At 54.4% G+C, this 12710-nt stretch carries 12 protein-coding genes and 1 pseudogene; 6 read left to right on the forward strand and 7 right to left on the reverse strand.

Annotation, left to right across the window (positions count from 1 at the left end; genetic code table 11):
- Positions 1-108 precede the first annotated feature (108 nt).
- Positions 109-501, forward strand: a complete 393-nt coding sequence (locus ACZ1HV_RS26875) for a DUF2267 domain-containing protein (RefSeq protein WP_298818451.1) — start codon at positions 109-111, stop codon at positions 499-501.
- 46 nt (positions 502-547) lie between these two features.
- The gene (locus ACZ1HV_RS26880; protein ID WP_298818453.1) at positions 548-955 is read left to right on the forward strand and encodes a DUF4332 domain-containing protein; all 408 of its coding nucleotides are present in this window, start codon (positions 548-550) and stop codon (positions 953-955) included.
- 103 nt (positions 956-1058) lie between these two features.
- On the opposite strand, the gene ACZ1HV_RS26885 is transcribed toward ACZ1HV_RS26880, so the two are convergent.
- Positions 1059-1760, reverse strand: coding sequence for a helix-turn-helix domain-containing protein (locus tag ACZ1HV_RS26885; protein WP_298818455.1), 702 nt, complete (start codon positions 1758-1760; stop codon positions 1059-1061).
- Between the two features lie 548 nt (positions 1761-2308).
- On the opposite strand from ACZ1HV_RS26885, the gene ACZ1HV_RS26890 reads away from it, so the two are divergent.
- Complete coding sequence (locus ACZ1HV_RS26890; protein ID WP_472716859.1) at positions 2309-4321, forward strand: methylmalonyl-CoA mutase family protein; 2013 nt, start codon at positions 2309-2311, stop codon at positions 4319-4321.
- Positions 4318-6483, forward strand: a complete 2166-nt coding sequence (scpA, locus tag ACZ1HV_RS26895) for a methylmalonyl-CoA mutase (RefSeq protein ID WP_472716860.1) — start codon at positions 4318-4320, stop codon at positions 6481-6483. Before ACZ1HV_RS26890 ends, scpA begins: the two co-directional genes overlap by 4 nt.
- A gap of 89 nt (positions 6484-6572) precedes the next feature.
- Here the strand turns inward: scpA and ACZ1HV_RS26900 are convergent, their stop codons facing one another.
- Genes ACZ1HV_RS26900 through ACZ1HV_RS26910 form a run of 3 tightly spaced genes read right to left on the reverse strand, consistent with a single transcriptional unit; the run spans position 6573 to position 7997 of the window.
- Positions 6573-6788 carry a helix-turn-helix domain-containing protein gene (locus tag ACZ1HV_RS26900; RefSeq protein ID WP_298818461.1) on the reverse strand — a complete coding sequence of 72 codons (216 nt, stop codon included), beginning with the start codon at positions 6786-6788 and terminating at the stop codon, positions 6573-6575.
- A gap of 23 nt (positions 6789-6811) precedes the next feature.
- Positions 6812-7393 carry a DUF2975 domain-containing protein gene (locus tag ACZ1HV_RS26905; protein WP_298986696.1) on the reverse strand — a complete coding sequence of 194 codons (582 nt, stop codon included), beginning with the start codon at positions 7391-7393 and terminating at the stop codon, positions 6812-6814.
- A gap of 22 nt (positions 7394-7415) precedes the next feature.
- The gene (locus tag ACZ1HV_RS26910) at positions 7416-7997 is read right to left on the reverse strand and encodes a DUF2975 domain-containing protein (protein WP_298818465.1); all 582 of its coding nucleotides are present in this window, start codon (positions 7995-7997) and stop codon (positions 7416-7418) included.
- Between the two features lie 181 nt (positions 7998-8178).
- Between ACZ1HV_RS26910 and ACZ1HV_RS26915 the strand changes: the two genes are divergently transcribed.
- On the forward strand, positions 8179-8919 hold the full coding sequence (locus ACZ1HV_RS26915; protein ID WP_472716861.1) for an outer membrane protein: 741 nt from the start codon (positions 8179-8181) through the stop codon (positions 8917-8919).
- Between the two features lie 68 nt (positions 8920-8987).
- Here ACZ1HV_RS26915 and ACZ1HV_RS26920 read toward each other — a convergent pair whose 3' ends face one another.
- Positions 8988-9650: a haloacid dehalogenase type II gene (locus ACZ1HV_RS26920; protein WP_298965371.1), complete on the reverse strand. Its 663-nt coding sequence runs from the start codon at positions 9648-9650 to the stop codon at positions 8988-8990.
- 106 nt (positions 9651-9756) lie between these two features.
- Complete coding sequence (locus ACZ1HV_RS26925) at positions 9757-10188, reverse strand: VOC family protein (protein WP_298965369.1); 432 nt, start codon at positions 10186-10188, stop codon at positions 9757-9759.
- Between the two features lie 302 nt (positions 10189-10490).
- Between ACZ1HV_RS26925 and ACZ1HV_RS26930 the strand changes: the two are divergent.
- Positions 10491-11347: pseudogene (locus ACZ1HV_RS26930) on the forward strand (branched-chain amino acid aminotransferase).
- A gap of 50 nt (positions 11348-11397) precedes the next feature.
- Here ACZ1HV_RS26930 and ACZ1HV_RS26935 read toward each other — a convergent pair.
- On the reverse strand, positions 11398-12585 hold the full coding sequence (locus tag ACZ1HV_RS26935; protein ID WP_472716862.1) for a YbfB/YjiJ family MFS transporter: 1188 nt from the start codon (positions 12583-12585) through the stop codon (positions 11398-11400).
- Between the last annotated feature and the right edge of the window lie 125 nt (positions 12586-12710).

A 12710-nucleotide genomic window follows, 5' to 3' on the forward strand; every position in this document is an offset into this window, starting at 1 on the left:
GCGCGTGCGATGTGTTATCCCATCGACGGAACCAATTTCGGACCTGTATAGAGGTGTCTGACTCGCACCGGGAAGTCTGTGGTGCAGGAAATGCTTTAGGAGAACGACATGGAAGAGCTCATAAATCGCATCATGGCAGCTGCAGGAATCGACGAAGGCATGGCGACCAATGCTGTCGGCATTATTCTCGGTTTCCTGAACAAGGAAGGCCCTGAGGACAAGATGCAGCTCATCTTTGATGCTCTTCCTGGAGCGCAGGCCCTGGTGGACGCACGCGAAGAGAATGGCGGTGGCGGAGGTCTTCTGGGCGGCCTCGGCAGCATGATGGGCGGTGGCATGGGTGCCATGGCAGCTCTCAATGAGTTGAATAGTGCCGGTCTCGATATGGACGGTGTTCAAAGTGTTGCCAAAGAACTCATTTCCTATGCTAAGGAAAAAGCGGGGGACGATGTTGTGGATGACGTGGTTTCACAAATTCCGGGGCTGAGCCAAATCCTATGACTGTCCCAGGGTTCGGTTGCCGGTTGATTTAGGGAGTACTGTGCGGATGGCTTATTCCATCGACGAAATCGAGGGCATCGGCCCGACATATGCTGCCAAGCTTGGTGAGCTCGGTATCAAGACGACCGAAGCTTATCTGGAGCGTGCCAAGGATCCGAAGGGCCGTAAAGCGCTTGAAGACGAGACGGGCATTGAAGGCAAGCGCATTTTGAAATGGGCCAATATGGCCGATCTGATGCGTATCAGCGGTGTCGGTGAAGAGTATTCCGAACTTCTGGAGGCCGCTGGTGTCGATACGGTGAAGGAACTTAAGCACCGTAACGCGGCCAATCTTGCAGCCAAGATGCAAGAGGTCAACGAGGACAAAAAACTCGTGCGCCAGGTTCCGAGTGAATCACAGGTCACCAAATGGGTGGAGCAGGCGAAAGAACTGCCTCCTATGATGAGTTATTAAGAAATCTCGGTAGTGATTTGATTTTGAAAGAAAAAGGCGCGCAATTTGCGCGCCTTTTTTGCTGTGAAGCCGCAACCAGTTTTGCTGGTGCGATCAAGTATGTCTAAACGCTGATCTGCCCGTAGCGCAGTGCCTCGACAACTGTGTGTGTCTTGTTGGAGGCGTTCAGCTTCACGCTGGCATTTTGCAGGTGGGCATGAACGGTGCGTTGTGAAATATCGAGAACGTCGGCGATTTCTCCGGCCGTTTTGCCATAAGCCGTCAGTTCAAGCACTCTGCGTTCGCGTGTCGAAAGAGCCCCAGGGCGCTGTCCTGACACGACACCGAGCTCACGCAGCCTGGAGAAGGCCGCAGCGGCAAGGACTTCGAGGTTCGAAAGATCATACTTGTTGACCTGAAGCGAAGGGCCGCTTGCAAAGACAAAGGCCTGGAACGGATAAAGTTCGGTTACGGGAACAACGACAATCTGGCTGCTTTCACCTGCAGAAGCCAGGAGATCGGAATGTTCCATGTCGCCTGCCGTGATGGACCAGACGCGTGCTCTGTTCGAGCCGAGGCCCAGCATTAATGCGCTGTCATTGGCCGAAAGCGAAGTGCTTTCGATGCCGTCATTGCGCTGATCGGGCCAGCGAAAACGCTGCACCAGGTTGTCAATCGGCCGGTTCGGCATAGGCAGACCGGTGATCAGTATGTGGGTAGCCCCCATGCGGCGCAGATTTGACTCGAGAATGTCGAGTACATGGTGCGCTGCGTTGGCTTCAGAAATTGCTCTCAGTTTGCTCTTTAGTTCTGTCTGATCAAGCATTGTGCACATCCTTTGCGGCTTTTTGCGCCGCTTTTTTTGCGAACGAAGGGCGCAAGCCGATTTCGTCCGCCGATGGGTTAGTAACGCGTTCCGCCTAAACCCTGTCGAGAAGAGGACTGAACCCGAATGCCGCGCATTTATTATAAGGGTAGAACTTCCCATGCGTCGGCACCATTACGCTACAATACAATTGTTGATCGTACCAATAGGGAAAACTGGCAAAGTTTGCTTATTCCGCCAAAAATTTGGCAAGTTACTATGCATCTCTGCAATTTTTGTTGCGTGGCTCGAAAGATGTCGATCTGAAGCGATGCAAGATCGACTCAGAACTTCGAAAAAATCTTGGTGCCGGGAACCAGCATTATTGAACGAGCTCCAGCAAACACTCTTCTAGTGTTCGCGATCTTGCCGGCAATGTTGACGGTCAACAGCTGTTGGCAGCGGCGAACCTACCCTTTCTGCTGAGTTGCCAAGCCTTGTAGCGAGCGACTAAAACGAGACTTGCGACCGGACCTTTCAAGGTAGTAATCGGTCAGGGAGAGTTTGAAATGCCGAACAGTTTCACCGGACCCGACAGCTTTTACAGCGCCGATGAAGACGCCTGGTGGGCATCCGTCGACAAGGCACTGAAGGGCCAGTCGAGAGACCGGCTGTTTGGGCAAACTGAGGATGGCTTCGATACGGCGCCGCTTTATCCTCGGCGCTCTGATACGGCTTCGAAGCTGTTGCGCGCGGGTGAAGCTGACTGGAGCGTTGTCCAAAGGATAGACATCCCCGATCCTTCCGAGGCCAATCTGCAGATCCTTGATGACCTCAACGGTGGCGCGAGCGGCCTTGATCTCATTTTCTTCGGGGCATCGAGCTCTTATGGCAGCGGCATTCAAGTGGAAGATCTCGCTTCCATTGAAACGCTGCTGAAAGACGTTCAATTGGACCTGATCAGTCTCAGGTTCGACGCAGGCCGTGAGAACATGCCGGTTCTTGCAGCGCTGTTCGCCCATCTTGAGAAGCAAGGACTTGATCCAGCGACTGTGAACATCACAGCAGGGTTCGATCCCTACAGCTGGATTGCAGAGAACGGTGTTGCGCTTGAAGATATGGAACATGTCTTTCGGCATTTTCGTGATGCTGTCGGGGCTGCACATGGGTTGGGCAGCCCGGTTCGCCTGATGAAGGCCGATGGCCGTGTCTGGCACGAAGCCGGGGCAACACCTGCACAAGAGTTGGCACTTGTTCTGGCGTCCGCGGCTGCACACCTTCGAATGCTGGAAGACACGCATCTCCCGCCGGAGAACTGGTCGGACCGCATCTCAATGAGCTTGATTGCAGAAGCTGATCAATTCGGGACCATTGCGAAAGCTCGCGCCGTCCGCGCTCTGTGGGCCTGCGTTCTGGATGGTGCCGGGTTGCCGCAAAGTCCTATGCAGCTGCACATGAGCACGTCTTTCAGAATGCTCACGCAAAGAGACCCTTGGGTCAATTTGCTGAGAAACACTGTTGCAACCTTTGCAGCCGGCGTCGGCGGAGCGGACAGTATTTGTGTGCTGCCGCACACGCTCGCAGTTGGTTTGCCCGATGCATTTGCGCGCAGAATTGCTCGCAACACCCAGTCGATTTTGCTTGAGGAGAGCAGTCTTTCAAAGGTCATGGACCCATCAGCTGGTTCAGGTGCGATTGAAGGCAGAACCGACAGTCTTTGCGAAGTGGCCTGGAAGCTTTTCCAGGAAATCGAGGCCGCTGGCGGCCTTGTCAACGCAATACGATCCGGTTTGGTGCACGACCAGATCGAGGCTGCAAGAACCGATTTGCAGGCGAAAGTTGCGCGGCGAAAGAGGCCGGTTACCGGGGTCAGCGAGTTTCCGGACCTGTCAGAAAAAGCCGTGGAGGTTCTTCAGACAAAACCTCAAGACATAAGCGACTTGGAGGCACCTCCGGGAGATCTGCCGGAACCTGGAAACGGTGAAAGGCTGAATGCCCTGAAAGCCCTCGCGTTGCAGGGGCACTCTCTTCGCAAGCTTGGAATGCGTCTCGATCTTGTGCCACGCGACACGTCCCTCAGAACACTGGACACAGGACGGATCGCAGAGCCCTTTGAACGCCTGCGCTCAGTTGCAGAAGACTACGAAGCACAGAACGCGTCACCACCGAAAATCTTCTTGGCGAGCCTTGGAAGCCTTGCACAGTTTACGGCACAGGCGACCTGGTCCGTGAACGCCTTTGCAGCCGGGGGAATAGAGGCCGTTGGTCCGCAAATGTTTGAAACGCGAGATCAGCTGATTGCTGCTTTCAAGCAAAGCGGCACACCGCTGGCGTGTCTGGTGTCATCGGATGCGGTTTATGAGACAGAGGCAATTGCCGTCGCTCTTGAGCTCAAGGAGGCCGGCGCGAGCCATCTTTACCTGGCCGGCAAGCCTGGCGAGCGGGAAAAGAGCTATACTGAAGCTGGCATTGACACATACCTTTACGCTGGCTGCGATCTGCTTTCGTTGCTTGAGACCGCGCACAAGCGGCTCAATACGGCTGCAGACACCGCGCTGACAGATCTGGAGGTCCGGGGATGAGCAGGATCCCGAATTATTCCGACAAACCGTTCCGCAACGTACTGCCGAATGTCGGAAAAGCCGATCGAACGGCTTGGAGGACGCCGGAAGACATCGACGTACCTTCTGTGTTCGAGGCGGACGACACCAAGGGTCTCAGGCAAATTGATACCTGGCCGGGTTTGGCACCGTATCTGCGCGGCCCATATCCGACGATGTATGTCCAGCAGCCCTGGACCGTGCGCCAATACGCGGGCTTTTCAACGGCGGAGGATTCCAACGCGTTTTACAGGCGCAATCTGGCAGCCGGTCAAAAAGGACTGTCGGTTGCGTTCGATCTCGCCACCCACAGGGGATATGACAGCGACCACCCCCGGGTATCGGGCGATGTCGGCATGGCCGGTGTGGCCATCGATTCCATTTATGACATGAGGACACTCTTTTCCGGCATACCGCTGGACAAGATGAGCGTCTCCATGACCATGAATGGCGCTGTTCTGCCTGTTTTGGCCCTGTATATTGTTGCAGCTGAAGAGCAGGGTGTCGCGCAACAGGATCTTTCAGGAACCATTCAGAACGACATTCTGAAGGAGTTCATGGTCCGCAACACCTATATCTATCCCCCGCAGCATTCGATGCGGATCATCTCGGATATCTTCAGTTACACGTCGCAGAATATGCCGCGGTTCAACTCTATCTCCATCTCCGGCTATCATATGCAGGAAGCCGGTGCGACCGCAGACCTGGAGCTCGCCTATACGATTGCCGACGGCATCGAATATGCCCGTGCCGGTGTGGCCGCGGGAATGGATATTGACCGGTTCGCACCGAGGTTGTCATTCTTCTGGGCGATTGGAATGAACTTCTTCATGGAAGTTGCCAAGCTCAGGGCTGCGCGCCTGATCTGGGCGACATTGATGGAAGAAAACTTCCAACCCAAAAACCCGAAGTCTTTGTCCCTGCGCACTCATTCGCAAACGTCGGGATGGTCCCTGACCGCTCAGGATGTGTTCAACAATGTGGTTCGCACGTGTGTTGAAGCCATGGCGGCAACGCAAGGGCATACCCAGTCCCTGCACACAAACGCACTGGATGAAGCCCTGGCCCTGCCGACAGATTTTTCGGCACGGATTGCCCGCAACACACAGTTGTTCCTGCAACAGGAAAGCGGAACGACCAAGGTGATCGATCCTTGGGGCGGTTCCTTTTATGTTGAAAAACTGACCGCCGATCTGGCCGAGAAGGCAATGGCTCATATCCGGGAAGTGGAACAGCTCGGAGGCATGGCGAAGGCAATTGAAAAGGGTATTCCGAAGTTACGCATCGAGGAGGCTGCTGCCAAGACACAGGCACGTATCGACAGCGGTACTCAGACGGTCGTCGGTGTCAACAAGTTCAAGCCCGAAAACGAACCGCCGATCGATGTCCTGAAAGTGGACAATGCTCAGGTCAGGGCCGCTCAAATCGACAAACTGAGACGTTTGCGTGAAGAACGGAACGAGACGGAGACACAGGCAGCTCTTGAAGCTCTCACCACGTGTGCGAAAACTGGTGATGGCAATCTGCTCGACCTTTCCGTCAAGGCTGCGCGCGCGATGGCGACGGTTGGCGAAATCTCGCTCGCCATGGAAAAGGTCTTTGACAGACACAAGGCTGAAATCAAGTCTATTGCGGGGGTCTACAAAAGGGAGGCAGGCGAGATGTCCGGAACCATGGACAAGGTGCAAAAGCTTGTTGAAGCCTTCGAGGACAATGATGGCCGCCGTCCGCGTATTCTGGTCGCAAAGATGGGCCAGGACGGCCACGATCGCGGCCAGAAGGTGATCGCTTCGGCCTTCGCCGACCTTGGCTTTGACGTTGATATCGGCCCCTTGTTCCAGACACCGGAAGAGGCCGCCCGTCAGGCTGTTGAAAATGACGTCCATGTGGTCGGCGTTTCATCGCTTGCGGCTGGTCACCTGACGCTGGTCCCAGCCCTGAAATCTACGCTCGCACAAGAGGGCCGGGAAGACATCATTATCGTGGTTGGTGGTGTTGTCCCGCCGCAAGACTATGACGCCTTGTATGAAGCCGGAGCTGCCGCGATCTTTCCGCCGGGAACGGTTATCGCCGAAGCCGCAGTTGGACTGATCGGCAAGCTGAATGAGCAGCTGGGGTACGGGTCGGCGGAAGCCGCCGAATAGCGACCTGGATGGATAAAGGCTTTGCTGCTCAAGCGGGAGTGGGGCAGGAGCGCCTTATATTGAGGTGTTTGCTCACGATGCGCGCAGGTTCAGCTATCAGGCTCTGGCTCATAGATCAGAATATCGCCTGGTTGGCAGTCCAGCACTTCGCAGATCTTTTCAAGCGTTTCAAACCGCACGCCCTTCACCTTGCCGGATTTGAGCAGCGAGACATTCTGTTCCGTGATTCCGATGCGTTCGGCCAACTCTTTTGAACGCATCTTGCGACGGGCGAGCATGACATCCAGTTCAATGATGATTGGCATGATGGGTTCCCGGTGCACCGTTGCTATATTATTTGTCTGTTTTCTTCTGCAAGCAGAGCGGCCTCGCGCATGATCCATCCGAAGAGGAGCAGGAGTGCTCCGAGAATCATGCAAAATATTTCCTCACCATCAACGGCGACGTCAATAATCCTTTCGCCACCTGCAAAGTCCAGCCCGAGGATGAGCCAGGTAACTGGTTCACTGGCCACATCAAAAACGGCGTAGGAGATAAGCCAGATACCGAGGACTACAATGGCTTCTGAAGTCTTCGGGGAAAAGAAATCCATTTTTTGAAACTGCTGACACAGGTTTCGCAAACTCCAGAGCGCGCCGGACACAAGTGTGAGTGTGACAAGGACGAGTGTCGCCAGAGCTGCGCGCATTCCAACTGGCATGTCGGCAAGCAAACGTTCTGTCTCATCGATTGAAACGGCAGCCTGACCTATCTGAGCTGCGAACGAGGGAACAAGGATGGAGAGCACACTCACAAGAGCGATAATCACCAACCCCAGCACACAGATCGATACACCCCATTTCAAGGACCTTGCAAGGAACCGAATACGTCGCTGGCGTGAAGACCCGCCAACCGCTTCCATTCGCATCATCTGATTGATCTCCAGTCCCGCATCAGACGAACTGCCGGTTCTCGTCGGCGATCAGCGCTGCTTCGCGCAGGATCCAGCCAAAGAGAAGCATGAGCGCGCCCAGGATGAAGCAGAAAATTTCCGCGCCATCGAGCGAGACTTCCATAGAGCGTTCACCAGGAGGCAGATCGTAGGTCAGGATCACCGAACCAATCGGATCGCTGATCAGGTCAAAAACAGCAAAGATGATCAGCCAGACGCCAATGGAAATGACGTTGGCAAGCGTCTTGGGAGAGAAAAATTCCATCATCTGGAAACGTTTGAAAACCTGTCGAATATTCCAGATCGACAGGGAAAGACAGGCGATCGCTACCCAAAGAAGCGCAGCGATTCCCAAACGTTGGCCGTATGGAATGTCACCAATCTTGCGTTCGACTTCTGCAATGTCGATCGTTTCATTCGGGTCGATCAACAGATTGCTTGGCATGGCAACTTCAAAAAGAATTACCGCGCCAAGCAATACCATAAGGGCAAGAACCAGAGTCACCGTCCATTTCATGAACGCGGACAGCCTTCGGATTCTCGTTAGCCGTATTTCTCTCTCTGCCCATTCCTGATCGTTCATTGGTTGCTCCGATAGGTAACTCACGTGGTGGTGTGTCTACAGCGCAAGCCAGCGAAATGCAATAATTTTGATATTGCTATTGACAAAAAAATTATCGCTAGCAATTTTAAAATTATCGTTTCACATTAATTTATGAAAGTTGTGAAGCGAGGTAAGACTCAAAACTCAAGCGAGATCCTCGATGGTAAGTTCTTTTGCCAATTATGTTTTTTTTGTTCCGGCCAAACTGCGGCGTTCCCCGGTCCTGCGGAAACTACGCTGTCACTGGCTGATAGAGCCTGTCATTTTGTGTGTTGTGCTGATCGTGCTCGTCTCGGGAGCCAGGGCGGCCGATCTCGGAGACTTCGAGGCACCTGGTTTCGATCCCATTCCAGCCCCCACGTCTATTTGGGCGGGACCCTATTTGGGGTTTGAGGCAGGGCCGTCTCAAACGGTGACGGAGGTCAAGGCAAATCGGCGAACGAAGGACGTTTCACGACTGGATGCTGCCTTTGGCCTTTTTGGAGGTTACAACTGGCATGTGTCTCGATTTGTGCTTGGTGTTGAGGGCAGTGCCACTTATCTCGGCGGGCGCGAGACAACCCGGCATTCAGTTTTGGGCAATGTCAAAACCGGCGCAAAGTGGACTGCCAGTGCCAAGGCGAGGGCGGGGCTGCCAATCCGAAATTTCATGCCTTATGTCAGCGTCGGTCTGGCTGCAACGGAACACAGCCTTGAAGCCAATGGCAAGGAACGCTCCTCCGTATCCCTCGGCCCTGTGCTGGGAGCCGGTCTTGAGGTTGCCCTGAAGGACAAATGGAGACTTCGCGCCGACTACAGTGTGACAGGCATTGTCGACGACAAGGCAAATTACGGCGGCACGAGCGTCAAGCGCACATCCGGCAATCATAGGTTCATGATCGGCTTGTCGCGCTCGTTTTGATCAAGGAAAACCAATCAGGTAAAATCATCGGCAGGGAAACCCTGCCGGTGGTCTCGTTCGGCAGCAACTTAGCCCAGGGCGATCAAGCCTGTCAGATCCGCAAGCACGGCCTTCGGGGCAAGGTCCTGATATTCGTCCGGCATGCCTGTCCGGTTCATCCAGACCGTGCGAAAGCCGAATGCAGTTGCACCGGCAATATCCCATCGGTTGGACGACTGAAAGGAAACCTCTTCAGGATAAATCCTGAATTGGGTCGTGACCATTTCATAAACCTGCGGATCGGTCTTGAATGTCTTCAGATCGTCGACCGAAAAGATCTCGTCGAACAGATCGCTCAGTCCGGAGGCCTTCGCTGCTGCCTCCAGCATTGCAGGTGACCCGTTCGAAAGGATGGCGATCTTTGCTCCTGTCGCTTTCAGATCGGTCAAAACCTGGGGAACCTCAGGATAACAGTCCAATTCCCAATAAGCGCTCAACAAGTCGTCCCGAAGTGATTGGTCTGCCGAGGGAACAAGCGCAAAAGCCGTATCCAGTCCCTGTTGTGTCAGCTCCCAGAAGTCTTTGTACTGACCCATGAGAGCGCGAACCCAGGAGTATTCGAGTTGCTTTTCACGCCACAGAGACGAGAGTTTTTGCGCGTCTGGGCCGAGTTTCGATGCGTGTTTACGCACAGCTGCATGCACGTCAAATAGGGTGCCATAAGCGTCAAACACAAAAGCGGCATGTGCCATACCCGGATCTCCATCGCCTTAAAATGAACCGCGGCAGAGAAGCCTCTGGCGGACCGTGCGTCAAGCACGCTGATATGCGACAAAAGTGGCATAGGCTCAAGCCGGATTACGATGTTGGAAGTTCTACCGCTCCTTCCGGGGTTATTGTCCAGAAGGGATTGTGCGCAATTTCCAACAGGTGACCGCCGGGCACTTCGACATAGGAGCTGTATCCGCCCCAGAAGGCTTTTTCGGGCGTCTTTATCGGTTTTGCCCCGGCCTTGACTGCCTTGGCAAACATCTCCTCGACGTCGTTTTCGGAGCGGGCGTTCCAGGCAAGGGTGATCGCACCGGTCGGATTGTCGGTGACCGGTCGGTCAATTTCCTTGGCCAGCGCTTCACGCGAATAAAGCGCAAACACGCCTCCGATAACCTGAAAGAAAACGACCTCAGGCGAGGGGGCGGCGTTGACTTTCCAGCCGAGGCCGCTTTCAAAGAATTTGCGGGCAGCTCCAACATCGGGAACTGCAAGAGTTGTCATTGAAATACGCTGTTCCATGTCCCAGGCCTCTTTCTGAAGAATGTGAACAAATAGAGAACATATCTATCTCGATGTCAACATCTCAACCACGATGGCGTGGCGGCAGTCTCCAATTCTGTCCAAGTTCCTGAAAAGCAACCAGAAGGAAGAAAATTCCCGTTTTTGACTAAAGAATGGAGTAAACTGTCTCAAGTTGCGTGCATTTCAGGAAAAATTAAAGCAACTTTTTTCAAGCATGCGGTAAGCTATTGACCTTGGGATGTGCCCGGTGTTGTGTCGGTCCCTAGGACAGCCGGCTACAGGAAAAAACTGGAGGAAGCATGAGCGGGTGGAGTGACACATGGACCTGGATCGACGGGACTTGGCACGCGGGCAATCCGCCTATCATGGGGCCGCGAACCCATGCCTCCTGGTTGGGGTCAAGTGTTTTTGACGGAGCCCGTTTCTTCGATGGCGTCATGCCCGACATTGATCTGCACTGCTTGCGCGTCAACGATTCTGCGATTGCGCTCGGTATAAAGCCGACCATGAAAGTCGGTGAAATGGTGGAGCTTACCAAGGAAGGCTGCGCCAAGTTCAAAGGCGATCAGCAGATCTATGTGAAGCCGATGTATTGGTCGGAAAATGATGGGCCGGGTGTGATCACCGGGGATCCGGACAGCACTCGTTTTTGCCTTTGTCTGTTTGATGCGCCGATGGCACCCAGGGACACCGCGATGAGCATCACGCTGTCACCATATAGACGGCCGACAATGGAATGCATGCCGGTCAATGCGAAGGCCGGGTGCCTTTATCCCAATAATGCCAGAGCCATGGTTGAGGCCAAGGAGCGCGGCTTCGACAATGCTGTGGTACGGGACATGCTCGGCAATGTCGCTGAATTGACGTCCGCCAACATTTTCATGGCAAAGGACGGCAAGGTTCACACACCGGCTCCCAACGGGACTTTTTGAACGGAATCACACGCCAGCGTGTCATTCAGCTGCTCAGATCTGCTGGCTATGATGTGTTCGAGCGCACAATGGGCTACCAGGATTTTCTCGAAGCCGATGAGATCTTTTCGACAGGGAATTACAACAAGGTCACTCCGGTAAAGCGCATCGAGGAGAGAGATCTTCAGCCCGGCCCAATTGCATCGCGTGCGCGCGACCTTTATTGGGACTTCTCGCATTCCTGATCGCCAGATGCATTCAATGTGTGCAGAGCTGAAGCTCAGGAAATATGCGGCTACCTGACGGCAAGCGCAGCTGCGACAAGCAGAGCCGCCGCTGCTGCCAGCGAAGCGCCATCGAATGAACCGGTGAGGTTATGCAGGTAACCTGCAAACCACGGGCCTATTACCTGGCCAATTCCAAAACTTGCGGTCAGGATGGCCAACATCCTGCGGATCGCTTCTGGCCCACCCGCACTTGCCAGGCGCCGCCCTTCCATCAGGCCAAGTGCGGTCATGCCCATGAACGTGCCCCCAAGCAGGGCTGCACCCAACAGGAAGACAGATGGGTTTTGTCCAATCACTGTGAGGGCGACACCGGCTGCTTCGATGATACTGGCCAATGCAAAAGCACGCCTTGCACCCAGAGAATGGGCAACCTTGTTCCAGATATAGATCGACGGCACAGCAAAAAGGCCGACGGCAAGCCACACAAAAGGTTCGGCAGGCTGCAGTGCAGGTGTCGTTCGCGCAATCGTGGAGACAAATGTCGCGGTAATCACATAGCCGAAACCAAACAATCCATAGGCAATGATCAACCGAACAAGACCTGGCTCCAGATAACTTATTGTAGTTACCGTGCTATTTTTTGCGTTTGCAGGGATCTCTTGGGATGGCTTAGGGGTGGATGTGTTTTTTCCCGGCACCAGAAATGCCGCCAGTACCAGTAAAACGAAAGTCGCCGCGCTACTCGCCAACCACAGGCCACGCCAATCAGTGCCTGAATGCGCTAGGGCGGCGACAAGCATTGCAGAGAAGGCAATGCCACAGCCGACGCCAGCAAAATGCAAGGCGGAGAGACCTCCGCGGCCAGCATTGTTCAGGCGTTCAAGTATCAGAGTTGTTGAAAAAACGAGCACAAATGCACTGGCTATACCGCTCAGAAAGCGGATTGCCAAAAATGCAAAAAGTGCTGTTGTCAGAGCCATTGCCGCACTTGTCAGCGCGCTGACAAGCAATCCGCCAAGGAACCACATACGCGGACTGCCCGACAAAAACCGCGACGCGCCGGCAAGTGCCCCGGAGAGATAACCGAGAAAATTCGCGGCGGCGATCAGACCAGCTTCATCTGCCGGCAGATTCAGGCCTTCTGTCATGAAAGGCAAGATTGGCGTGTAGACGAACCGGCCAATACCCATGGCTGCGGCGAGCGCGCAAAGACCGCCGATTGCGAGTGTGGCCGGATCGCGGGAGAGGGCTTTCATTCCAGTATCGCGGCTTCCGGTAATTCCAGTCAGCACCATTTAGCGCGAATGGAAGGGACATTGCCACGTTCGATTTGCCATGTCATTCATGCCGATGGAATTTCAAGCGCATTTCGATTGCTTCG

The organism is Roseibium sp. JB4-4, assembly GCF_055693425.1.

Bases quoted from the DNA above. Each gene is read 5' to 3' on its own strand.
- ACZ1HV_RS26875 (WP_298818451.1), top strand. From the start codon at position 109: ATGGAAGAGCTCATAAATCGCATCATGGCAGCTGCAGGAATCGACGAA.
- ACZ1HV_RS26880 (WP_298818453.1), top strand. From the start codon at position 548: ATGGCTTATTCCATCGACGAAATCGAGGGCATCGGCCCGACATATGCT.
- ACZ1HV_RS26885 (WP_298818455.1), bottom strand. From the start codon at position 1,760: ATGCTTGATCAGACAGAACTAAAGAGCAAACTGAGAGCAATTTCTGAA.
- ACZ1HV_RS26890 (WP_472716859.1), top strand. From the start codon at position 2,309: ATGCCGAACAGTTTCACCGGACCCGACAGCTTTTACAGCGCCGATGAA.
- scpA (WP_472716860.1), top strand. From the start codon at position 4,318: ATGAGCAGGATCCCGAATTATTCCGACAAACCGTTCCGCAACGTACTG.
- ACZ1HV_RS26900 (WP_298818461.1), bottom strand. From the start codon at position 6,788: ATGCCAATCATCATTGAACTGGATGTCATGCTCGCCCGTCGCAAGATG.
- ACZ1HV_RS26905 (WP_298986696.1), bottom strand. From the start codon at position 7,393: ATGATGCGAATGGAAGCGGTTGGCGGGTCTTCACGCCAGCGACGTATT.
- ACZ1HV_RS26910 (WP_298818465.1), bottom strand. From the start codon at position 7,997: ATGAACGATCAGGAATGGGCAGAGAGAGAAATACGGCTAACGAGAATC.
- ACZ1HV_RS26915 (WP_472716861.1), top strand. From the start codon at position 8,179: ATGGTAAGTTCTTTTGCCAATTATGTTTTTTTTGTTCCGGCCAAACTG.
- ACZ1HV_RS26920 (WP_298965371.1), bottom strand. From the start codon at position 9,650: ATGGCACATGCCGCTTTTGTGTTTGACGCTTATGGCACCCTATTTGAC.
- ACZ1HV_RS26925 (WP_298965369.1), bottom strand. From the start codon at position 10,188: ATGGAACAGCGTATTTCAATGACAACTCTTGCAGTTCCCGATGTTGGA.
- ACZ1HV_RS26935 (WP_472716862.1), bottom strand. From the start codon at position 12,585: ATGAAAGCCCTCTCCCGCGATCCGGCCACACTCGCAATCGGCGGTCTT.